The organism is Variovorax nivicola (assembly GCF_051216475.1).
Taxonomy (GTDB): domain Bacteria; phylum Pseudomonadota; class Gammaproteobacteria; order Burkholderiales; family Burkholderiaceae_C; genus Variovorax.
This window is the reverse complement of the sequence record NZ_JBPJZK010000005.1, coordinates 528,773-549,521: the sequence shown is the minus strand read 5'-3', so window position 1 is coordinate 549,521 and position 20,749 is coordinate 528,773. Positions and strand designations below refer to the sequence as shown.

Here is a 20,749-nt window from a genome sequence, read left to right as displayed (position 1 = left end):
CGCACTAGATGCAGAGGCGCGCCTTGTCCAACACCCAGAAACGGCGTCCGCGGTTCGTGATGACGCCCTCCTGCTTGAGGCGAGTGAGCGCGCGGGTCACCGTGACCCTGCTTGTGCCGGTCATGGCCGCGATTTGGTCGTGAGTGAGCAGGATGCTGATGAAGATGCCCTCCTCGTCCGGCTTTCCATAAAGTTCGGAAAGTCTTGCCAGGAGTTCGCCGATACGCAATTCGGGCTTGGGCATCGCCATGAATTGAATCTTCATGCCCAGCACGCGCTGCTTGGTAGCCACCACGTGGAGCAATGCCACTGCAAGGTCGGGATGCGAAGCGAATTCCTGCTTGATCTTGTGAAAGTCGAACTCGATGAGCTCGCAGTCTTCCAGAGCAACCGCACTTGCGATCCTCGGATGGGAATCGATCGCAGCCCCTTCGCCGCAGATGGACCAGGGCCCCATCACCTCGAGGATGAACACGGTGCCATCCTGTTGAAAAACGGACACCTGAATCCGCCCCTTGACCACGAAATGGAAGACCGAGCTGATGTCCCGTTGACGGTAGAGGGTCGAGCCCTTGGTCACCAGCCTGCGCCGTCCCAAGTGCTCCGCTGCCAAAAACACATTCGCATGGCATTCGTCCATGTGCCAGGTGGTGGTCAGCTCCGCCTTCGCCTCGGCGGAACGTCCGGATTCAATGGGCTCTTCCATGGCGGTTGCGTACGTGAATTGCGGATCCGGGAGCTCAGTGGGTTGCAAGCATGGCGGAGGCGCTGCGTTCCGCCTGGCGCATGGGGGCCGAGAGCACCAGTGAAGTCGTGACGGTGCCGTAGGTTCCGATCCTGTCGATGACCTGTTCCAGCTGCTGGCTCGACCGGACCAGAACGCGCAGGACATAACTGTCGGAGCCCGTGACCCTGAGCACTTCGATGACGTTGGGAGTGTCCCGAAACGCCTTCAGCAAGCTCTGCCCCTGTTCCGCCGCGGCGCCAATTCGGATGACCGCATCGATCGGGAAGCCCAGCTTGGCCCAGTCGACCTCCGCGCGGTAGCCCGTGATGACGCCGCGCTCCTTTAGCTTTCGAACACGCTCTGCGCAAGCAGGACCGGTCAGGCCCACCTCGGCGGCCAACGATTTGAAAGATGCCCGCCCGTCGACGAGCAGCAACTGGACCAATTTCAGGTCGATCGAGTCAAGAAAGTTTCGCTCTGCCGTTTCCAAGAATTTTGCTCCTTCAGTCGCACGTCGCTTTAATTAGCAAAGACCACTTCATTGATATCGACCGGAAAATTTAGCCTTCGCTAACGATATTGTGAGTCCAAGCATGAACCGAAATCAAGTCACCACCGATGGTTTTTCCTTCGTCGAGTTCGTGTGCACGAGCTTGGACGAGCTCGTTCCGTTGTTCGCAAAATTTGGCTTCAAGGCCGTTGGCCAATCGCCCAGAACATCGGCGGTGCTGATGCAGCAGAACGGAGCGAGCTTCATCGTGAACCCCGCGCCCAATCCTTTCCGCGACGTTCATGGGACATCGGTCCGTGCCATCGGTATCAAGGTGGACGATGCGCAATTGGCGCTGAGCCAAGCGCTCAGCGGTGGCGCGAGCGAGGCCATTCCCGACGCAGAGGGCGCATTTGCGATCGAAGCGCCAGCGATCATCGGGATCGGTGGCAGCTTGGTCTACTTCGTGAGTGGATCGCTGGCCGAGGAATATTCCGCGCCCTACGCGATGCCAATGGAGCAGCAAGACGCGTCGATCATCGCGATCGACCACACCTCGAACATCGTGCGCCCGGCCAACCTCGACCTGTGGGCCGACTTCTACAAGAACACATTCGACTTCACGCAAAAGCAATATCTCGATGTCAAAGGCAAGATGACCGGCATGCGTGCGCGCTCGATGGTGAGCCCTTGCGGCAAGGTTTCCATCCCCATCGCAGCAGCGGCTCACGATCAGCCCGGCGTCTTGAATCAGAACGACGAATTCATCCGCGACTACAACGGCGAGGGCATTCAGCACATTGCCCTGTTGTCGTCCAATCTCGAGAAGACCATCGATTTCCTGGAGCGGCATGGCGTTGAATTCATGGATGCACCGCCTGCGGTGTATTACGACATGCTCGACAAACGCGTGCCGGGCCATGGCCAGGACCTGGCGTCGATTCGCAAGCGCGGCATTCTGGTGGATGGCAAGGGAAGCGATCGCATCCTGCTGCAGCGCTTCACCCGCAGACAGATTGGTCCCGTTTTCTTCGAAATCATCGAGCGCCGGGGCGAGGACGGTTTTGGCGAGGGGAATTTCAAGGCGCTGTTCGAGAGCCAGGAGACCGATCAGGTCAAGCGAGGCTCGTTGCAAGCGAACGAATGAGTTCCAAATCAGGTTGCGTAGGGTTCCTTGACGTCTTCATTGCACTTTCGAGCCCTTCCGTATCTCGCTATACAGACGAATTCCGGGGTCGAAACATAGAGTTGAGTTCGCCATCTTTCACTTGGGGCTCACCATGTCAGACATCTCCACACGCAAGTTCCGCTCACTCATGAGCCGCTTCGTGACCGGCGTTACGGTCATTGCGGTTTCCCACGAGACCGCGCCGGCCGGATTCGTCGCGATGACTGCAAGCGCAGTCACCGCCGTCAGCCTAGACCCTCTGCTTTTGCTCTGCTGCATCCGCAACGAGAGCTCGCTGCTCCCCATACTGCGCGAGTGTGGCGAGTTCTCTGTCAACGTTCTCTCTTCCGGACAAGACGCCGTTTCCCAGTACTACGGCGGCAAGCCCGACAAGGGCGCACCTGGAACGTGGGCCTTCGAGCGCGGGGTCCCCATTCTCCATGGTGCCAACGCCTCATTCATCTGCGAAGTTTCCGAATGGCAGCGCGTGGGAGACCACACGGTTGTCTACGGCGCCGTTGGAGGCATGAACTCCATGGAACCGCCAGCTCCAGCACTCGTGTATGCGGCCGGCAGATATTCCAACGTGGAGCTGGCGCTGTGAGCGACCAGGCATTGAAGGCCAGCATGCAAGCCACACCTGCCTTGGCGAATTTCTCCACCGAGCGTTCTGCGCCGCCATCTGCGCAAAGCCTTGTCCAGTCGGCGGTGGATCTCGCGCCGCGCCTGAAGGAGATGGGGAGAGTTCACGACCAGAACAAATGCGTCTCGAGCGAGATTGCGGCTGAATTGAGAGCGCGCGGGTTCTTCAAGATCTGTCAATCGGCTGAGAACGGCGGCTATGGCATGCGTCCCTCGGTGCTGTGGAAGGTCGCTCGAGAGGTCACCCGCGCAGACACGGCGACAGGTTGGATTCTCAGCCTCGCGGGCTTGCACCCATGGTTGGCCGGCATGTTCCCTCCGGCGGCGCAGGACGAGGTCTTCGCAGGCGGCAAGGACGCGGTTGTCCTGGCGCTGACCGGAAACGTCGGTCGTGGTGTCCAGGCTCGCAGCGTCGAGGGCGGTTTCGAACTGACGGGAAAGTGGACCTATGCGTCCGGCATCGACATGGCCGATTGGGCGGCAACGCTCGTCGAAGTGAAGACCAATGACCGGCGCGAGTTGCTGCTCATGCTGGTGCCGAAAGAGCACTTCACCATCGATCACGACAGCTGGAACACGATGGGCATGCGCGGAACGGGCAGCAAGGACGTCTACCTCGAGCGGACCTTTGTGCCGACGCATCGCGCGATCGACTGGGTGCAGGTTTCCGCCGGCAAGGCACCGGGCAAGGAGCGAAATAAGGATCCGATGTATCAGATCCCGCACACCAGCTTGCTGGTCATGTCCGTCGCGGCGGCCGTTGTTGGCGCCGCGACCTGCATGCTCGATCTGTACCGTGAAGCAATCAAGTCACGAATTCCGGCAGGGCTGCAGCAAACGCAGACCGAAGACCGCTTTTCCCTGGCAGAACTCGGAAAGGCGGCCAGCCGCATCGAGATGGCCTTCGACCGCTTACTGAGCAACGTCGATGAGATGTACGAACAGGCAGCCCGCAACGAGCCCTTCACCATCGAACAACGCGCCCAGTACCGCACCGACGGCGCGACCATCTGCGATGTCGCACTCGACGCCGGGGACAAGCTGGCGCGCAGCCTCGGCGGCAGCCTGCTGCCCAACGGCGCCATCGAACGATGCTTCCGGGACATGCACGCCATGGCGTCCCATTTCCTCATGCAGATCAATCCGTCTGCGGAATTGCTCGGACGCGCATTGCTGAATCTGCCTCTGCCTCCTGGGGCGCGAATCTGACGCCGAGCAGATAGACGCACTCCTCTTTCACCCCTCAACCACAACTTAGCCTTAAATCATCATGAGCAACATCGAACGCCACCGCCTCGCCGAAGGCCACCCCACATTCGGCAGCAACAAGATCTTCGACCTGTTCCAGTACTCTCCTGCCGTCACTGCAAACGGACTGGTCTTCATCGCTGGTCAGATCGGCCTGCGTGCCGATGGCACGATCCCTTCCGATCCGAAAGAACAGATCCAGGTCGCGTTCGAGCGCGCGGGCGCCATCCTCGAAAGCCTCGGACTGGACTTCACGGATGTCGTGGAACTGGTTTCGTATCACGTGGGCCTCGAACAGACGCTTGGTGACTTCCGCGCCGTCAAGGAGCAGTTCATCCGCTCCGACTTTCCGGCTTGGACGATTCTCGGAATCGCTGCGCTGGCTCGCAAGGAACTGATCGTTGAAATCAAGCTTGTTGCCAGCACGGCAAACAAGAAGTCTGGCAGCTGAGCGCGGGAACCGACATGAGCACCCCCAGTATCAAAGTCTTCGCCAGCCAAGCCGACCTCGAGGAAAAGAAGGTCTCGTTCACCCGACTCTCGGAAAACGCCTACGCCTACACCGCCGAGGGTGACCCGAACACGGGTGTCTTCATCGGCGACGAGGCCGTGATGGTGGTCGACACACAGGCCACACCCGCGATGGCGCAGGATGTGATCCGCCGCATCCGCGAACTGACCCCCCTGCCCATCAAGTATGTGCTGCTGAGTCATTACCACGCGGTGCGCGTACTGGGCGCGTCTGCGTACTTCAAGGAAGGTGCCGAACAGATCATTGCCAGCCGTGACACCTACGACCTGATCGTCGAGCGCGGCGAGCAGGACAAGGCCAGCGAGATCGGCCGCTTTCCGCGCCTGTTCCGCAATGTCGAATCGGTCCCACCTGGCCTGACTTGGCCCACCATGACCTTCGACGGCACCATGAGCGTGTGGCTCGGAAAGACGCTCGAGGTGAAGATCGCGCAAGTCGGCCGCGGACACACCAAAGGCGACACCATCGCCTATCTCGAAGACCAGAAGATCTGCTTTGCCGGCGACCTTGTCGAATACCAGAGTACGGCCTATGCGGGCGACTGCTACTTTCGTGACTGGCCCACCACATTGGACCGTCTCGCTGGCTTCGGCTTCGAGAAGTTGGTTCCCGGCCGTGGCGCCGCACTGGAGAACGCGGCCGACGTGCGCAAGGCCATCGCCTCCACGCGCGCCTTCATCTCCGACGTCTACACGCTGGTGAACAACGGTGTGGCGTTGGGCAAGTCGCTCAACGTCATCTACAAGGAAGCCGTCGCCGCGTTGCGCCCTACCTATGGCCACTGGGTGATCTTCGACCACTGCATGCCCTTCGATGTGACCCGCGCCTACGACGAAGCCACGGGCCATGTGAATCCGCGCATCTGGACGGCAGAACGCGATATCGAGATGTGGAGTGCACTCGAAGGCTGAACGACTGCCCGGATGGCTCGCCCCGTCATTCAATCGACGCCCACACCGAACGCGCGCAAATTTTCTTGCCGCACCTGCTCCAGCAGCGCACGCGCCGCCTCAGGCCCCTGCCGAAGGCTGGTCCGCAGCCGATTGCAACGTGGAATGTCAGTCGGGTGCAGGACCGGCGGAAGTTCGTCCAGCAACTCAGTCGCACGCGCCTCCTGGCCCAGCAGCACCAACGCCGCTGCGAAGATGAGTCGCCCATGCGGGTTTCTCATGCCGTCCGACTCCAGGTACTGGACGAATTCCGGCAGGCCCATCGGCGAGGCCGCGCCGAAGGCGCTTCGCACCTCAGGGGAGGACAGGACGAAATCGACGATGGCTTCTTCGGACATCTCTTCTTTTCCGATGAACGGGTGCACCTGCAAGCGATCGCTGAACGTGAGGTGGGGACAAAAGAAATCAAACAACGGGAACCGGAAGTTCCAGACATAGAGACCCCTCGGCACATACTCGAGAACCGCTCCGGTGAGGATGTGCTCGAAGTCGCCCCGGAAGAAATACACCCCCGAATTTCGCAGCCCAGGCACACGCGCCTGCATCAACCGCGCTATCAAACGTTTGTTCATTGGTTCAACGACCTGCCGGTCGAATGGTTGTGAAGGGAGTTCCAGCGGGCAGATTGGCCCCATATGCCTTGGCCTGTCCAATGCTCATGTAGGCCCAGCCAGTCTTCAAGTCATAGACAGCAGTCGGAGCGTTCAGCGGGCCGTAGACGACATCGGCCCTGGACGAACCCTCGGTGCCATAAGAAACGAGCCCGCCATCCTTGTAGCTGATCTCAGTCGCGTACTGTGATGCCGGACACGTGGTGTCCACAAGACGTTTGAACTCGCTGTGCACCAACGTGCCGCGAATCCAAGGAAGATTGCATTTCAAGCCACAAGTTGCATCCACATTGGTTGCCGCCTTATCGGCCAATTGCTGGAGAAGGGCCGCAGCTGCTCTGAGTGCCGGGGTATCGGGAACAGGTTCAAGCTGATAGTCTTCACCCTGAAGACCCAGTGCGTCAGTATAGAAAAGCGCATTGTTGTTCGCGTAAGAAAACCGATTCCATCCCCCGTCAAGTCCAATCGGATCGCCCTGCGTGTACCGCCCAATGGTCGGCATGTAGGTCCTGAAGCCGTTGTAGAACAGCCCCGACTCCTCATCCGCATACTGGCCCGGATACCTCAGGTTGAACTTCACTTCGGAGATGCTGGTCGTGCCCGGGCTCGGCGTGACATCGAGATTGGCAAAGCGGTACTTCGCCAACGTCGGCTTGTCTTCCCCGAACGCGCTGTAGCTCCACTGCCAAGCCGCTTGTCCGCTCGCATCGGTGAGCTTCCTGGGGGTGTTCAGGTGGTCGCTGTGCACCGCATAGGTGGTGCCGTTGATCACAGCCGCAATCGGCATCGGCCCGCCAGCCGTGGGCAGATAGATGTACTGAGCCTCACCCGCGCTGTTCGTACCGCCGCTGCCCACCTCGGCGATCAGCGTGCCCTGCTCGTCGTAGACATAGGCATAGCCCAGCTGCTCGGCCGTTGCGGTCGTCGGGCTCCACAGTTGCCTGAAGAATGCGATCAGGCTCGCCATGAAGCCCGAGTCGTTTTCGTCCCCCTGCGTGGCCGGATACAGCGGTTCCGTCTTGAACACCCGCTGGCCCAGCGCGTTGTGCGCATAGCGCGTGGTCGGGCTTACATCGGTGGCCCCGGTCGTCGCGTTGCTCAAGCGCCCCTCAGCGTCATAGCCATAGGTGCGCAGTCCGTCGCTCACGAGGTCGCCGTTGGCGTTGTAGGCGTAGGTGACGCTCGTGCTGGTTGCGCTGTTGATCGACTGCGTGAATCCCGTGAGCCGGTTGACGCCTGAGCCCACGGTGTAGGTGCGGCTCGTGCTCTGGCCGCTGGCGACCCTGATGCTGCTCGTGCGGTTGCCGTTGGCGTCGTAGCCGAAGCTGGCTGTGTTGCCCGTGGCGTTGAAGCTGACGAGGCGGCCCACGCTGTTGTATCCACCGCTCCAGGTGACGCTGGTGCTGGCGATGGTGCTCTGCGTGGCATCGCTGTCGCCGGGCTGGTAGAGACTCTGGGTCAGGCTGATGATGCGCCCTGCCGCGTCGTAGACGTAGCTGCTGAAGTCGGTGGCGGTCATGCGCCCCGCTGTGTCGTAGCTGCGCCTGGCGCTGGTCGCCGGACTCGAAAAGGCCCAGGTCCACGCGGTGGGCTGCCCCAGCGGGTTCCAGGCAATGCCACTGACCAACGCGTTGCCGTTCAGGTTCAGGCCCGTGAGGCGCCCGGTCGCATCGTAGAGGTGGGAGAGGACCGCGCCGTTGGGGTAGCCGATGCTCGCCAGCGTGCCGTTGGGGTTGTAGGCGTAGCTGACCTGCTGCACGCTGCCATTGATCAGCGTCTGCTTCTTGAGAGTGATCCGACCGAAGGTGTCGCGCGTGTATTCGGTGGTGCCGCTGCGGTCGACGATCTCCGACAGATACCCCTTGCTGTTGGCCGTGAGGTCGTAGCGCAGGGTGGTGGTCTTGCCGTCGGCGAAGACCAGTCCCGTGGGCCGGCCCAATGCATCGCGTGTGATGGTGGTCGCCTGGCCCAGGGCATCGGTGATCTGGCTGGGCAGGCCGAGGTTGTCGTACTGGGTGCTGGCGGTGCCGACATCGGCGCTGGTCTCGCTGGTGGCATTGCCCAGCGCGTCGCGTGCGTAGGTCGTGGCTACTCCCTTGAAGTCGCTGACCGCCGTCACCGCATCCTGTGCGTTGTAGGCCAGCTTGGCGCTCGCGCTGGCGGCGTTGGCAATGGACGTGACGCGGCGCAGCACGTCCAGGCTGTATTGCGTGCTCTGGCTCAAGCCGTTGGTCTCGGTGACCAGATCGCCGTTGTTGTTGTAGCCAAAGGCGCTTGCCTGGTTCGGCCCGTCCGTTCTGGCCGAGAGGCGGTTGAGCGCGTTAATCGCGCGAACGCTCGTCCAGGCGACGTTGCCGGCACCGTCCCGAATCTGCTCGGCAGTGCGATTGCCCATGCTGTCGAGGGTGAAGCTACCGGATTCGCCGCGATTGTTGCTCCAGCCCGTCAGGCGATGCGCTGCGTCATAGGCGTAGCTGAACGCCAGGCCGGTCGGCAGGCTCAGGGTGGCAAGCGTGCCCGTGACGTTGTAGCTCAGCGTGGTGGTCTGCTGGCCGCCCACCGTGTACGTCGACAGGCGATCTCGGGCGTCGTAGGTGTAGGCGGTCACCAGCCCGTTGGGGGCGCTCGTGCTCACCAGGCGATTGGCGCTGTCGTAGGCGTAGCTGCTCGTCTGGCCGAGTGCGTTGGCTGTCCGGATGAGGTTGCCGAGCGCATCGTAGGTGTAGCTGATGGCCGCGCCATTGGGTGCGGTCTCGGTTGCTACCAGCCCCTGGGCGTTGTAGGTCCACTGCCAGGTGCGCGCGGAGGAACTCGTCGAGCTGGTGTCGGTGATCGTCTGCGACAACGCGTTGCCGTTCGCGTCGTAGGTCCATGCCGTGGTACGTCCGGACTCGGTGACCAGAACGGGCAAGGCCAACGTCGCGTGCCACTGAATGGCCACGCTCTGTGCTTCTGTCGCTCCTGGCGCACGTATGACGGTCAACGGCAGGCGCCGGGCCGTGTCCCAGGTCACGCTGCGCGTCGGGACGTACTTGAAGTCCGACTCGGCGGTCACCAGGCCGTTGCTATCCACGGTGCGGGAGACCGCATCGCGCACATCCGTCGCAGCGGGACTGGAGGCGCTGACGATGTTCAGCCGGTTGGCCACTGTGCTGAAGGTGTAGCTGCGCATGGTCCCCAGCGGGTCAGTCACCTTGGCTGTCGTGGATGATGGATAGCTGACCTGGTACAGCGCCACCGAGCCCGCATGCTCGCTGCTGGTTGCCTGGCCCAGCGAGTTGTAGGCGAAGGTGGCGAAACGCACGCCAACCTCGTCGGTGATGCCCGTGAGTGCTTGCGAGAACGAGGTGTTCTCGTACAGGTAGGTGCGCGCCGTCGCGTCGGGGGCGGTGACCGTGACGAGACGGCCCGACGCGTCGTAGCTGTAGCTGACGGTGCGCCCGTCCGGCGTGGTGAGCGACTGCAGCTGGCCCGCCGCGTCGTACGCGAAGGTCAGGGTGCGTCCGAGGCCGTTGCTGACGGAGGCCAGTTGACCGGCACTGTTGTAGAGGTAGGTGGTCGTCCAGCCGTTGCGTGCGACCAGCGTTTGCAGCAGGCCGGCCGCATTGAAGTTGAACGTGGCGTCGTCATCGGCGCGCCGGTAGGTCCAGCCTCCGCTGGCCGTGGCTACGAGCGTATCCACGCTATTTGTGGCCTGCCAGCTCACGCCGTCGCTGGCACGCTTGAAGAAGCGCACATAGCCTTCTCCCGTTGTAAGGGTGACCAGGCTGATGGTGCCGGTGACGGCGTTCAGTCGGGTGGCATGGTTGTGGCTCCACGCCGTGCCCAGGCTCGTAGCGTCGTGGCTGATGGCGCTGCTGTTGGCCCAGTTGCTGCGATAGGTGCGCACGAAACTCAGGGGTGCCGGGCCGCCATCGACGAAATCCGCCTCGCTCTGGAGCTTCTCGGCCGTGGCAGGCACGAGGGGGTTGCCGAAGGCTTCGCCGTCGGCAAGACCTGTCATGCCGACGTTTGCTTGCGGCGCGCGGCAGGAAAGAGCGGAGGACGGCTCGGCAGGCAACGGAGCCGAATAGATACCGCAGAAATTGCTGGCGTGCGGAGAGTCCCAGTATTTGGACCAGCCAGTCTTGCAATCCGCCGTGCGTATTCCGGTGATGGTGAAGATGGCGCCGACCTGCACACCGGAACACACGCCGTTGGACAAGGTGCCCCATTGGAACGAGAGCTTTCGCTTGGTGCCGATGGCTTGATTCGAATTGACAAAGCCGTCGTAGACCGACACGGTTTGCGCGTCCGTAAAGTACGCCACATTGCAGACGCTCGAACTGCTGCCGAAATAAGCACTCAGCGTGTTCTGGATCGCCTCGTCTTCGGTGGCACCGGTGGCGTAGCCGGTGGAATAGGCCCATCCCGAAAAACTCGCGGGTGACAGCTCGCAGTTCATGTTGCCGGTGGCAATGAACTGCCTGCAGTTCGCATCGATGAACTGCGCCTGGCCAGATGCGGCCTGCACCCACAAGATCGCCCCCACTCCAAACGCACGCATCCCCCGGCGCCAAGCGCTCATGCTCTTCTCCTCGGGCCGCTTCGGGCTTGTTGTTGATTCGCACAGCCCGCTCAGGAAGCAGCACGGCCAGCAATGAGGAAACTAATGGCGGATCAAGGAGAAATTGGGTGGTTTTGTCTCTATTTTTTTGGTCGAGTTGCGCCGCTGGCACTGCGCATGCGCAGATCAAGCTGGTCCAATCCGCCCCCCCACTTGGGACTGCCCCCTCAAGGTGGGCAGGTCGAGCGGTGTGAATTGACATGGGCTTGTCGGGTGCCCCACGGAAAGTGCGCGGACATCGGAGTTCAAGCCTCATCGGGTTGATCGCGGGTACCGACCTTGCGTCGCGCCGGCCAGCCGATCGGTGTCATCGTGCCCACGACAAGGAACGCGCGCTGCGAGGCCGGGGAAAGGGCCAGTTGCTTGAGGCGTGTCATCAGAGATCGATGGTTTGCGCGAGGCGCGCCATGTCGACTGCACCGATGGCAAGCCGCTCCCGATTGGCGATGCGGTCGATCCAGGAGTCTCGCTGGGCCCGCTTCCTGCTACGCGGGGTCATCCGTACTGCCGTCGAGGATGTCATGACCCACTTTCGCTCCACGCGACGCACCGCGCTGCAGCTCTTCGCCGCCGGCGCCGCCGCAGCGGCTCTTCCGGCATTCGCCCAATGGCCCGACAAGGCCATCAAGATCATCGTGACGTTTCCTCCAGGCGGCTCGAGCGACGTGCTCGCGCGCCTGATGGCCGAGCATCTGACAAAGAAGCTGGGTCAGCCCGTGGTGGTCGACAACAAGCCCGGCGCGGGCGGCACCATCGGTGGGGCGCAGGTCGCTTCGGCCGCGCCCGACGGCTACACGCTGATGCTGTCGAACACCACGCCTGTCGCACTCGGTCCGTTCACGCTAGAGAAGCAGCCGTACGACCCGGTGACTGGTTTCAGCCACGTCGCATACCTTGGCGCCGCACCGCTCGTCATCATGGCCAGCAAGCCGTCGGGCATCAAGACGTACGCCGAATTCGAAGCGGTCGCACGCAAAGAAGGCCGTATGGATTTCGGTTCCGGAGGGCCCGGCTCGATCGGACATATTTACGGCGAACTGCTCAAGAAGACGACGGGGATCGACATGGTGCACGTGCCGTACCGCGGCGGTGCCCCCATGACGACCGACCTGATCGCCAACACCATCCCGGTGGGCATCGACGTGATCACGTCCTATGTTTCCTTCTTCAAGAGCGGTCAGCTGGTGCCGTTGGCCGTGACCAGCACGCAGCGCTCGCCGCTGATGCCGGACGTTCCGACCATCGTGGAACTCAAGCAACCGAAGCTGGTGCTCGAGAACTTTTTCGGCTTGTCGGGTCCTGCTAGGTTGCCTGCGGACGTGGTGATGCGGTTGAACGCGGCATGCAACGAGGTTCTCGTGATGCCGGAAATCCAGCGGAAACTGACTGAGCTGGGCATCGTGGCCAAGCCTGAAAGCGTTGCGATGTTCAACGACTTCGTCAAGGATCAGGTGAGCGTGTTGGGACCGACTGTCAAGGCGGCGGGGATCAAGCTTTAGTCCTGCCTGCCGAGGTTCAGGGGCATCAACGCTCGCTGAAGTGATCAAGGCACCAATCGGCGCATTCCGCTTGGCGTTGTAGACCTCTTCGATGAACCAAGGCAGCCGCGTTGCCACTCATGGCCTGCGGCTCGATCTTCCTTCACGCCTGTACCCGCTGCGGTTGCGTCAGGTCCGTGCCCTGGTGGCTGGCCAGCTTCGAGTAGATGCCTTGTTTGCGCAACAGCTGGCTGTGCGTGCCGGCTTCGGCCAGCGTACCGTCTTCCAGCACCAGGATCAGATCGGCGTCGCGGATGGTGGACAGGCGGTGGGCGATCACGAGCGTGGTCCGGTGCCGCATCAGAACGTCCAGCGCGCCGCGCACCTGCATTTCCGAGAGCGTGTCCAGATGCGAGGTGGCCTCATCCAGAATCAGTACCGGTGCGTTCTTCAGGAAGGCGCGGGCGATCGAGATGCGCTGACGCTGGCCGCCGGACAACTGCATGCCGCGTTCGCCGACGCGGGTGGCCAAGCCGTCGGGCAGGGTCTGCACGACGGCCGTCAGGGCGGCATGCTCCAGCGCCAGGGCCAGTTCTTCGCTGCTGGCGTCGGGACGGGCCAGGCGGATGTTTCCTTCGAGCGTGTCGTTGAACAGATAGGTGTCCTGCGACACCAGCGCGACGCGTTCGCGAAGGCCATCCAGCCGAAGCTGGCGCAGGTCCACGCCATCGATTCTGACGGTGCCCTGGCGGGGGTTCCAGAACCGCAGCAGCAAACTGGCCACAGTGCTCTTGCCCGCGCCGGAGGCGCCGACCACGGCCACCGTGGCCCCGGCCGGGACGGTGAAGCTCAGGTCGCGCAGGGCGTCCTGCGTCTTGCCGGGATAGGCGAAGCTGACCTGCTCGAAAGCCAGCGACAGGCCGTGGGTCGACACCGGCGGGGGCAGCGGGCCGTCGACGACCGGCTCGGGTTCGTTGTTGACCACGTGCAAACGGCGGGTGGCAGCGATGGTATCGGCCAGTTGGCGACTGACCTGCGAGATCTCGGACACCGGCAGGAAAGTGGCCATTGCGACCAGCACCAGCAGCGGCAGCATGCCGGCGGACAAGGCGCCGGTGGCCACCTGCCATGCGCCGACCACGGCAACAGCCAGGCCACCCAACCCCATGGCGACCTCGAACCAGGCAGTCTGGCGCGACAGGTCGTGCAGGATGTCCAGGCGCCGGGAGCGGCTCTGATCTGCAACCTCGAGGAATTGCTCACGGCGGCGGCCGGTGGCCTGAAAGGCGGTCAAGTCGACCAGCCCCTGGATGGTTTCGGCGGTATGGGCACTCATCTCGCCCAGGGCGTGGCGGGCGCGATCGCCCAATGCGTCGATCTTGCGCCTGCCATGGATGGGCGACACCAGGGCGTAGGCCAGAAACGGCAGCAGCGCCAAGGCGACAGGCCAGCTGTACACCGCCAGGAAACCCAGCACCGACAGCGGCACCAGGACCGAGACGATGGCCGGGGCGATGGTGTGGGCGTAGAAGTACTCCACCATCTCCACGTCGTGCGTGGCCAGCGCGACCAGATCGCCGGAGCGCCGCTGCAGCAGATAAGCGGGAGCCAGCCGCTCCAGCTTGTCGTAGAGCTTGATGCGCATGTCCGCCAGCAACTGGTAGGCCATGGCATGCGCCAGCCAGGACTCGAGCCAATGGAACAGCGCGGCCAGCGGCGCGACGACCAGCAGGCCGATGATCAGCGCCGAGGTGTCGCGGTCGTTGCGGATCGCGGCCACCACCAGCGCGCTGAGCACGCCGACGCCGATGAAAGCCGCCACGCGCGCCACGCCCAGCAGGATCGTGGCGACCAGGGTGCCGCGCCAGGGCCGAACCACCGACAACAGGGTGGCCAGCGTGGCCTTCCAGCCGACCTTGTCGGCGTCGGCGTCGGCGTCCAGCAAGCGCGGTGCCGGGTTTGGATCGCCATCGCCATCGCCGGAGGCGCACGGCAAGGCGGCCGGCGTCGCAGCAGGCGCCGGGGCGCTGGCGGAGGTGGTGCTCAGGTCCAGGGCCTGTTCGTGCATCAGGCGGTGATAGAGACCTTGCTGGCGCATCAGTTCGGCGTGCCGGCCCTGCTCGATGACGCGCCCCTGGTCCAACACCAGACAGCGGTCGGCACCGATGATGCTGGCCAGGCGATGCGCCAAGACGAGCGTGGTGCGCCCGGCCATCAGGCGGTCCAGCGCCTCTTGGATCAGCGCCTCGTTCTCGGTGTCCACCGAGGACAGCGCTTCATCCAGGATCAGGATGGGCGCGTCGCGCAACAGGGCGCGCGCGATCGCCACGCGCTGGCGCTGGCCCCCCGAAAGCTGCAGGCCGCGTTCGCCGATGTGGGTGGCGTAGCCCTGCGGCAGCGCCATGATGAAGTCATCGATGTTGGCGACGCGGGCCGCGGCGCGCACCTGTTCGTGGGTTGCATCGGGCCGCCCCAGCCGCAGGTTGTCGTCGATGGTGCCGTGGAACAGGGTGATGTCCTGGCTGACCAGCGCCATCTGGCTCAGCAGCGTCTGCGTCTCGAGGCCGTTGATGTCGTGGCCGCCCACGCGGATGGCACCGGCCTGCGGCACGCACTCGCGCAGCAGCAGGCGCACGATGGTGGACTTGCCTGCGCCGCTGGGGCCCACGATGCCGACGCGTTCGCCGGCGGCGACGCGGAACGACAGGCCCCGGTGGGCGGGACGCTGCGGCGAGTACGAAAACGCCACGCCGTCGAATTCGATGGTGGGGTCCAGGCGTGCCTGCGCGGCTGTCGCCTGGGGCACGGGTGCGGCGGTCGCCGGCCGGGCATCCATCAGGGCGTGGATGCCGGCCGCGGCGGATTGACCCAGCATGCCCCGGTGCAGAACGGAACGCAGATCGCGCAGCGGGCGGAATATCTCGGTGCCGGCCATCAGCACGATCAGCAGGGCTTCCACGCTCATGTCGCCGGCCGCCACGCGCCAGGCACCCACCGTCAGCGCCAGCGCGGCGCCCAGCGCCACGCCCAGGTCGCTGATGCCGCGCGTGAGCAGGCTGACCGCCAGCACCCAGAAGGTGCTGTCGGACAGCTTGCGGGCGCGGGCGGCCAGGCGCTGCCCCCAGGCCTTGCCCTGGCCGTAGGACTTCAAGGTCGGCAGGCCCTGCACCGCATCGAGGAATTCCTCCCCGAATTCATCCATGGACCGGCTGCGCGCCAGGCTGGCGCGGCGGTCCAGCATGTGCACGGCCATCGGGCCGAACAGCGCGAACAGCGCCGCGGCCAGAAACACCAGCGCCGTCGGTACATCCCAGAAGGCGACGACCGCGAAGATCGCGAACGGTGCCACGGCCGCGATGACGACCTGCGGCAGGTACTGGCCGAAGAAGGTCTGCAACTGCTCCACGCCGTCCACCACCGTCAGCATCAGGCCGCCGGTGCGCTGGTTGGCGAACCAGGCCGGGCCCAGCGCCACGATGCGGTCGTACAGCCGCGCGCGCAGCGCCTGCTGCACATCGGCCGAGCAACGGTTGGCCTGCACCGTGCGCAGATGGTCGAACAGGGCGCGCAGCAGCACCATGGCGCCGACGCAGGCGGCCGGCACGACCCAGTCGTTGACGGGGGAGCTCTCGAACACACGCGCCAGCAACTGGCCGAGGAATACGTAGCGGGCGATGCCGGCCGCCAGCGCCAGCAACCCCTGGAAGATGCTGCCCGCCATGCGCAAGCGCAGTCCCGCGGTCAATTGCCATAGCCTGATGTCAAAGTACATGTCGATGCTTCCTGCGAAGCCGCGATGGTCACGCATCCGCAATCCGGGCGAAAGCGATAGTTACTCAATCGCAGGTTGAGATAAATTGCACCCTTTAACGATCTGCCCTCCATCCCGACCCCTATGCCGCCCTTGGCCACCTTGCGCGCCTTCGAAGCCGTCGCCCGCCTGGGCAGCCTGAGCCGCGCCGCATCGGAACTCAATGTCACCAAGAGCGCCGTCAGCCACCAGTTGCGTGCGCTGGAGGCCGATCTGGGGGTGAGCCTGCTGCGCCGCGGCGGCACGGTGCGCCGCGCGCAGCCCACCGAGGCCGGCGCCGCGCTGCTGGTGTCGGTACAACAGGCTTTGACCCTGCTCGAGGCCGCCTGCAGCAATGCACGCGCCAGCGCTCGCGGCAAGCGGCGCCACAACCTGAACGTGTCGGCCAATCCCTCGCTGGCCGCTCTGTGGCTGGCGCCACGGATCGGGCGCTTCATCGAACTGCATCCCGACATCGATATCCAGGTGTTCCTGCACGCCAGCCAGGACCCCGCCTGGAAAGCGCAGAGCATCGACCTGGCGTTTCTGCATGTGCGCGATCTGGGGCCGCACCTGGCAGCACCCGGTGACATCCCGTTGATGAGCGAGACCGTGGTGCCGGTCTGCAGTCCGGCACTGGTCGCGCCGGGCGAGCGCGACGATCCGCGCGTCTTCGCGCGCCACCGCTGGCTACAGGAAAAGCACATCGACAGCCCGGAGACGGACTGGCGTACATGGCGCTCGCGGCTGGGCCTGCCGGAAAGCGCCGGCCAGGATCCGCTGGTGCTCAGCGGCTTGAGCACCGTGGTGGCAGCCGCCGCGGCGGGTGTGGGCATCGCGCTGGGCCGGGCGCCGTTGATCGACGAGGAACTGGCCCGCGGCCGACTGGTGGCACTGACGCCAAGCCTGTGCATGCCCGGCTCATGGGGCTATGTGATGCGGATCCACGCCAACCGGCCGATGGACGCGTCGCTGCCGACGCTGGTGGAATTCCTGACCGAAGAGGGCCGCCGGGCTCCAACATGGGAGCCGGGCCGGGCCCTCAAATCGGGGTTGCTGCATGACTCCGACCGCCTGGCTGATTCCCAAGGTCCCAAGGCGTGAACTTGTGCCGACCTGAGGTCGGCAGCTGGGACCTCAGCCTGAACCACAAGGCGTTCATCGGCGAAGCGACGCCCGAGGGCACGCTGGCCAGCAAGCGTGGCACTGGCACAAAGGACGCCTGAAGTCGACTCCCAGGCTTTTATCGCCCATTCCGTTTTCAGCCCATGTCGGGGAAATATTCGAACGAGATATTTTTGGCAATCCGATTCGTGTTCATGTACCTGGCTGCATCTTCGGGGAGGTTTTTGTAATGGCCGAACCCACTCTTGAAGCTCACTTCGAAAAGAAGTTGGGGATACCTCGCAGCAAGATGATTGAGCTTCATGTAACAGCCTTTCACCGTGGCGTCGCCCAAGTTATCGCTTGCTTTTTTATCGATACCGCCGATGCAAGGGCTCCATGAGATGGACAAGAGCGCACGAGCCACATCGCCGTGGCCAACGATGCCAAGGCACATGGGGAAATCCTCAATCATGAGTTCCTCCGAGTGTCCCTTTTGCCGATACCCCGGTAGATGGCGCCGCGACTGCGCCTGACTGTCGGCGAACGCGTTGCGTACCTGCAAGAACGTGCCGTAGATACCTGGAGCAACGCGTCGGGCTTGCAGGCTCGGCGCGATGTGGGCTGCTTCACCCTCCTCGCTGGACCAGACGAAAAAGGGGCCGCTGCCACGGCGGGGATCCTTGTATTGAAAAAGAAGCATCGTTGCGCATGTCTGCGGACGGCTGGAGATTCGTTCCCATTCGTCGAATGCATCGAAAACATTGCCGAACTTGCGAAAGAAAGACATCGTTGCGCTCCTCCTTTTTCAAACCATGGTGAGCCTTTGAGCAGCTTCCGAAAAGCCGTTGCACACGCGAAGGTGTTCGTTGACTGGCTGTGTTGCGTACTGCCGATCGAAAGGGGCAAGACAAACGTGTCAAAGTTTGCGTTTTTGGTTTCGGGCGGGCAATACCGTAAAACAAGTACGCGAGTTGCGCGTGCCGGCCAGCGCCGAACCCGCGCTGGCGGTACTGCAGGAAGCAAGTTCCGCCGACGATGCCATCGGTGCCGTGGCCCTGCGCCGCGAAGCGTCGGGGTGCTTGGCTATCTGAAGCACGTGGCCGCACTGCCGGCCCTGGCCTCGCTGGCCGTCTGCGATCCTGTGGACGAAATCCGCCGTGCGGCCATAGGCGCGCTGGCATTCGCGGCCGGCGACACCGACGCCCGCGGCGCATTGGAAACCGCACTGTGCGATGCGAGCTGGCAAGTGCGCGAAGAAGCGGCCACCGCGCTTGGCAAGCTGCAGCAGCCTGCGGCGGCCGCGGCACTGCTGGCGGCGCTCGACGCCCCCTACTGGCAGGTTCGCCTGCGCGCAGCCTCGGCCGCCTGCGCAGCACCGAGAGCGTCGCGCCCTTGCTTGCAGCGCTGGGCCACAGCATCAGCAACCTGCGCAAGGAGGCCGCATTGGCATTGGGCGAAGTCGGCGATGCCGCTGCCCTCCCCGGCCTCGAACAAGCCGCCCATGCCCCCGATCCCGAAGTGCGCAAGTCCGTGCGGTTGGCCATCGCCCAGATTGGCGCCCGTGCGGCAACCTAGCATGGCGCCTGAGTCCATCGTCGATCACCGCGCACGCGCCGCGCTGGAGTTCTGCTGGGCGGATGGTGCGCAGCATGTCGCCGGCTACCAACTACTGCGGTCGAACTGCCCCTGCGCCGACTGCAAGGCGCTGCGTGCGATCCCACGCGCCGACGTTGAAGACGTGCAACCCGCCACCGGACTGCGCGTGACGGACATCCTGCCAGTCGGCGCCTACGGTGTTCAATTCGTGTTCAGCGACGGGCACGACAGGGTAATTTTTCCCTGGGCCTTTCTGAAAGAACTGCTGGAGCGGACGGCATCATCGCGAGCCGAGGGCTCCCCCTATAGATGCAGGCGTGCGCCACGCTCACGCCGATCGCGCCGCGCTTGACCACCGCACCCCATGCTCCTGGTTCTGCGCTGGCGGCGAGAACCCGGGGGCTTCGTCGGCGTCCAGCACCATGCGGTAGACGGCGTGTTCCGGATCCCTCGCCGGATTTTCGGAAATTCGTTGAAAGTGTTTCGCCATTTCGCCGCTTCTCATGCGCCTGCTCAGCCATGACACTGGCTCGCAGAGAGTCCGCAAGACAACGGACTCCGGGTTCTTCAAGAAATAACCGGAGACAGTGGAATGAACACGATTTCACGCCGCCCCTTGCGCGCGGTTCTGGCTGGCTGTGTCTGCATCCTTGCCATCGCCATAGCGCCGTCTTCTGCGTTTGCCGAAGCCAACGCGAGCGACGCCCCAGTGGCGAAGCCAGAGCTCTATGCAGAACTTGATGCGGCCGGCGTCGGCGGCATTACCCAGTTGGGTAACGGCCAGATTGTGATCGGCTACCACCCCTTCTATTCCCCAGCAGTACAGGTTGCGATCCTGAACAAGGACCGCAAGTCCACAACACCCTATCCAAGTGCCGAATGGCAGAGCTGCAAGAACGCCGACGGCAGTTGGAAAAAGGGGTTCGACCACTGCCTCGACTGGGTGCTTGGCCTGCACACAGACAGCAAGGGAATCCTCTGGATGCTGGATTCGGCCAAATCGGTCGACAAAGCATCAGGACGGCCCGCTGGCCTGGTTCCCAAGTTGGTAGGGTGGAACACCCGCCGCAACATGCTGGAGCGCGTCATACGAATCACCAATGAGGCGACGGCGACCGAGTCACAGCACAACGACTTCGTCGTGGATGCAAAACACAACGTGATCGTCGTGGCAGACGAAGCGATCGGCGAAGACTCCAAAGGTATCGGCGACAAGGCTGCGCTGGTGGTCGTCGATCTTGCGACCGGCAAGAGCCGCCGCCTCTTGCAAGGGCATGCTAGCGTCCAGCCCGTCAAGGACCCCATCCGGTGGGACCAAGGCACATCGGCCGCTGGAACCTTCGCGCTTTATGTCGGCGTGGACGGCATCGCACTGGATCGCCGCAGCGAATGGCTCTATTTCGCACCGCTTTCCAGCTACAAGATGTACCGCATTCGCATGAGTGATTTGCTCAATCGCAAGCTCGATGCAACCCAGCTGGGCGCCAAGGTCCAGACCTATGCCGACAAGCCTTTCAACGGCGGCCTGTCGATCGACCGCGACAACAACCTGTACCTCACCGAGGTCGGCGAACGCGCCATTGGCATCATCCCGCCGGACACCCGGAAGTACCGTCGCCTTGTCGCCGATCCCGACATGGTTTGGCCCGATGGCGTGACCTACAACAGCGACGGCCATATGTACACCGGCGCCGCACAACTGACGTTGACGAGCACCTTGCAAGCCGATGGCATTGCGAAGAACAAGGCGCCCTATCGGGTCTACCGCTTCAAGCCACTCGCCGCCGGCCAGCCGGGTTTCTGA

At 63.5% G+C, this 20,749-nt stretch carries 18 protein-coding genes and 1 pseudogene; 12 read left to right on the top strand and 7 right to left on the bottom strand.

Features of this window, described 5'->3' with window-relative positions:
- Positions 1–4: 4 nt before the first annotated feature.
- Both ACSFBF_RS22845 and ACSFBF_RS22840 read right to left on the bottom strand, forming a co-directional pair.
- A complete protein-coding gene (locus ACSFBF_RS22845) occupies positions 5–706 on the bottom strand; it encodes a Crp/Fnr family transcriptional regulator (protein ID WP_435470932.1) in 702 nt (233 codons plus the stop codon).
- Positions 707–740: 34 nt separating this feature from the next.
- Positions 741–1,217 carry an Lrp/AsnC family transcriptional regulator gene (locus ACSFBF_RS22840; protein ID WP_435470930.1) on the bottom strand — a complete coding sequence of 159 codons (477 nt, stop codon included), beginning with the start codon at positions 1,215–1,217 and terminating at the stop codon, positions 741–743.
- Between the two features lie 103 nt (positions 1,218–1,320).
- On the opposite strand from ACSFBF_RS22840, the gene hppD reads away from it, so the two are divergent.
- The 5 genes from hppD to ACSFBF_RS22815 all read left to right on the top strand — a co-directional run bounded on the left by hppD (position 1,321) and on the right by ACSFBF_RS22815 (position 5,718).
- Positions 1,321–2,364: a 4-hydroxyphenylpyruvate dioxygenase gene (hppD, locus tag ACSFBF_RS22835; RefSeq protein ID WP_435470928.1), complete on the top strand. Its 1,044-nt coding sequence runs from the start codon at positions 1,321–1,323 to the stop codon at positions 2,362–2,364.
- Positions 2,365–2,497: 133 nt separating this feature from the next.
- Positions 2,498–2,989 carry a flavin reductase family protein gene (locus ACSFBF_RS22830; RefSeq protein ID WP_435470926.1) on the top strand — a complete coding sequence of 164 codons (492 nt, stop codon included), beginning with the start codon at positions 2,498–2,500 and terminating at the stop codon, positions 2,987–2,989.
- A complete protein-coding gene (locus tag ACSFBF_RS22825) occupies positions 2,986–4,236 on the top strand; it encodes an acyl-CoA dehydrogenase family protein (protein WP_435470924.1) in 1,251 nt (416 codons plus the stop codon). Before ACSFBF_RS22830 ends, ACSFBF_RS22825 begins: the two co-directional genes overlap by 4 nt.
- A gap of 61 nt (positions 4,237–4,297) precedes the next feature.
- Positions 4,298–4,726 carry a RidA family protein gene (locus tag ACSFBF_RS22820; RefSeq protein ID WP_435470922.1) on the top strand — a complete coding sequence of 143 codons (429 nt, stop codon included), beginning with the start codon at positions 4,298–4,300 and terminating at the stop codon, positions 4,724–4,726.
- A 14-nt stretch (positions 4,727–4,740) separates the two neighbouring features.
- Positions 4,741–5,718 (top strand): MBL fold metallo-hydrolase, encoded by a 978-nt coding sequence (locus ACSFBF_RS22815; protein WP_435470920.1) that lies wholly within the window; start codon positions 4,741–4,743, stop codon positions 5,716–5,718.
- Positions 5,719–5,747: 29 nt separating this feature from the next.
- Here the strand turns inward: ACSFBF_RS22815 and ACSFBF_RS22810 are convergent, their stop codons facing one another.
- The 3 genes from ACSFBF_RS22810 to ACSFBF_RS22800 all read right to left on the bottom strand — a co-directional run bounded on the left by ACSFBF_RS22810 (position 5,748) and on the right by ACSFBF_RS22800 (position 11,351).
- Positions 5,748–6,329, bottom strand: a complete 582-nt coding sequence (locus tag ACSFBF_RS22810; protein WP_435470918.1) for a hypothetical protein — start codon at positions 6,327–6,329, stop codon at positions 5,748–5,750.
- A gap of 4 nt (positions 6,330–6,333) precedes the next feature.
- A complete protein-coding gene (locus ACSFBF_RS22805; RefSeq protein WP_435470916.1) occupies positions 6,334–10,935 on the bottom strand; it encodes an RHS repeat-associated core domain-containing protein in 4,602 nt (1,533 codons plus the stop codon).
- A 284-nt stretch (positions 10,936–11,219) separates the two neighbouring features.
- Entirely contained in the window at positions 11,220–11,351 is a 132-nt protein-coding gene (locus tag ACSFBF_RS22800; RefSeq protein ID WP_435470914.1) for a hypothetical protein, read from the bottom strand.
- A gap of 144 nt (positions 11,352–11,495) precedes the next feature.
- On the opposite strand from ACSFBF_RS22800, the gene ACSFBF_RS22795 reads away from it, so the two are divergent.
- Entirely contained in the window at positions 11,496–12,473 is a 978-nt protein-coding gene (locus ACSFBF_RS22795; RefSeq protein ID WP_435471255.1) for a Bug family tripartite tricarboxylate transporter substrate binding protein, read from the top strand.
- A gap of 142 nt (positions 12,474–12,615) precedes the next feature.
- Here ACSFBF_RS22795 and ACSFBF_RS22790 read toward each other — a convergent pair whose 3' ends face one another.
- The gene (locus ACSFBF_RS22790) at positions 12,616–16,224 is read right to left on the bottom strand and encodes an ABC transporter ATP-binding protein/permease (RefSeq protein WP_435470912.1); all 3,609 of its coding nucleotides are present in this window, start codon (positions 16,222–16,224) and stop codon (positions 12,616–12,618) included.
- 123 nt (positions 16,225–16,347) lie between these two features.
- Between ACSFBF_RS22790 and ACSFBF_RS22785 the strand changes: the two genes are divergently transcribed.
- Both ACSFBF_RS22785 and ACSFBF_RS22780 read left to right on the top strand, forming a co-directional pair.
- On the top strand, positions 16,348–17,346 hold the full coding sequence (locus tag ACSFBF_RS22785; RefSeq protein ID WP_435470910.1) for a LysR substrate-binding domain-containing protein: 999 nt from the start codon (positions 16,348–16,350) through the stop codon (positions 17,344–17,346).
- Positions 17,343–17,468 (top strand): hypothetical protein, encoded by a 126-nt coding sequence (locus ACSFBF_RS22780; protein ID WP_435470909.1) that lies wholly within the window; start codon positions 17,343–17,345, stop codon positions 17,466–17,468. Before ACSFBF_RS22785 ends, ACSFBF_RS22780 begins: the two co-directional genes overlap by 4 nt.
- 35 nt (positions 17,469–17,503) lie before the next feature.
- Here the strand turns inward: ACSFBF_RS22780 and ACSFBF_RS22775 are convergent, their stop codons facing one another.
- Positions 17,504–18,136 carry a hypothetical protein gene (locus ACSFBF_RS22775; RefSeq protein ID WP_435470907.1) on the bottom strand — a complete coding sequence of 211 codons (633 nt, stop codon included), beginning with the start codon at positions 18,134–18,136 and terminating at the stop codon, positions 17,504–17,506.
- A gap of 72 nt (positions 18,137–18,208) precedes the next feature.
- Between ACSFBF_RS22775 and ACSFBF_RS22770 the strand changes: the two are divergent.
- The 4 genes and pseudogenes from ACSFBF_RS22770 to ACSFBF_RS22755 all read left to right on the top strand — a co-directional run.
- Positions 18,209–18,652 (top strand): annotated as a pseudogene (locus ACSFBF_RS22770) (HEAT repeat domain-containing protein); the annotation flags it as partial.
- Positions 18,577–18,924 carry a HEAT repeat domain-containing protein gene (locus ACSFBF_RS22765; protein WP_435471253.1) on the top strand — a complete coding sequence of 116 codons (348 nt, stop codon included), beginning with the start codon at positions 18,577–18,579 and terminating at the stop codon, positions 18,922–18,924. The pseudogene ACSFBF_RS22770 and the gene ACSFBF_RS22765, both read left to right, overlap by 76 nt.
- Entirely contained in the window at positions 18,815–19,297 is a 483-nt protein-coding gene (locus ACSFBF_RS22760) for a gamma-butyrobetaine hydroxylase-like domain-containing protein (protein ID WP_435471251.1), read from the top strand. The genes ACSFBF_RS22765 and ACSFBF_RS22760 overlap by 110 nt, the downstream gene beginning before the upstream one ends.
- A 240-nt stretch (positions 19,298–19,537) precedes the next feature.
- Entirely contained in the window at positions 19,538–20,749 is a 1,212-nt protein-coding gene (locus ACSFBF_RS22755) for an L-dopachrome tautomerase-related protein (RefSeq protein WP_435470905.1), read from the top strand.

Coding starts and splice junctions, on each gene's coding strand:
- ACSFBF_RS22845 (WP_435470932.1), bottom strand. CDS start 706: ATGGAAGAGCCCATTGAATCCGGACGTTCCGCCGAGGCGAAGGCGGAG.
- ACSFBF_RS22810 (WP_435470918.1), bottom strand. CDS start 6,329: ATGAACAAACGTTTGATAGCGCGGTTGATGCAGGCGCGTGTGCCTGGG.
- ACSFBF_RS22795 (WP_435471255.1), top strand. CDS start 11,496: ATGACCCACTTTCGCTCCACGCGACGCACCGCGCTGCAGCTCTTCGCC.
- ACSFBF_RS22775 (WP_435470907.1), bottom strand. CDS start 18,136: ATGTCTTTCTTTCGCAAGTTCGGCAATGTTTTCGATGCATTCGACGAA.
- ACSFBF_RS22820 (WP_435470922.1), top strand. CDS start 4,298: ATGAGCAACATCGAACGCCACCGCCTCGCCGAAGGCCACCCCACATTC.
- ACSFBF_RS22755 (WP_435470905.1), top strand. CDS start 19,538: ATGAACACGATTTCACGCCGCCCCTTGCGCGCGGTTCTGGCTGGCTGT.
- hppD (WP_435470928.1), top strand. CDS start 1,321: ATGAACCGAAATCAAGTCACCACCGATGGTTTTTCCTTCGTCGAGTTC.
- ACSFBF_RS22830 (WP_435470926.1), top strand. CDS start 2,498: ATGTCAGACATCTCCACACGCAAGTTCCGCTCACTCATGAGCCGCTTC.
- ACSFBF_RS22760 (WP_435471251.1), top strand. CDS start 18,815: ATGCCGCTGCCCTCCCCGGCCTCGAACAAGCCGCCCATGCCCCCGATC.
- ACSFBF_RS22785 (WP_435470910.1), top strand. CDS start 16,348: ATGCCGCCCTTGGCCACCTTGCGCGCCTTCGAAGCCGTCGCCCGCCTG.
- ACSFBF_RS22800 (WP_435470914.1), bottom strand. CDS start 11,351: ATGACACGCCTCAAGCAACTGGCCCTTTCCCCGGCCTCGCAGCGCGCG.
- ACSFBF_RS22805 (WP_435470916.1), bottom strand. CDS start 10,935: ATGAGCGCTTGGCGCCGGGGGATGCGTGCGTTTGGAGTGGGGGCGATC.
- ACSFBF_RS22790 (WP_435470912.1), bottom strand. CDS start 16,224: ATGTACTTTGACATCAGGCTATGGCAATTGACCGCGGGACTGCGCTTG.
- ACSFBF_RS22815 (WP_435470920.1), top strand. CDS start 4,741: ATGAGCACCCCCAGTATCAAAGTCTTCGCCAGCCAAGCCGACCTCGAG.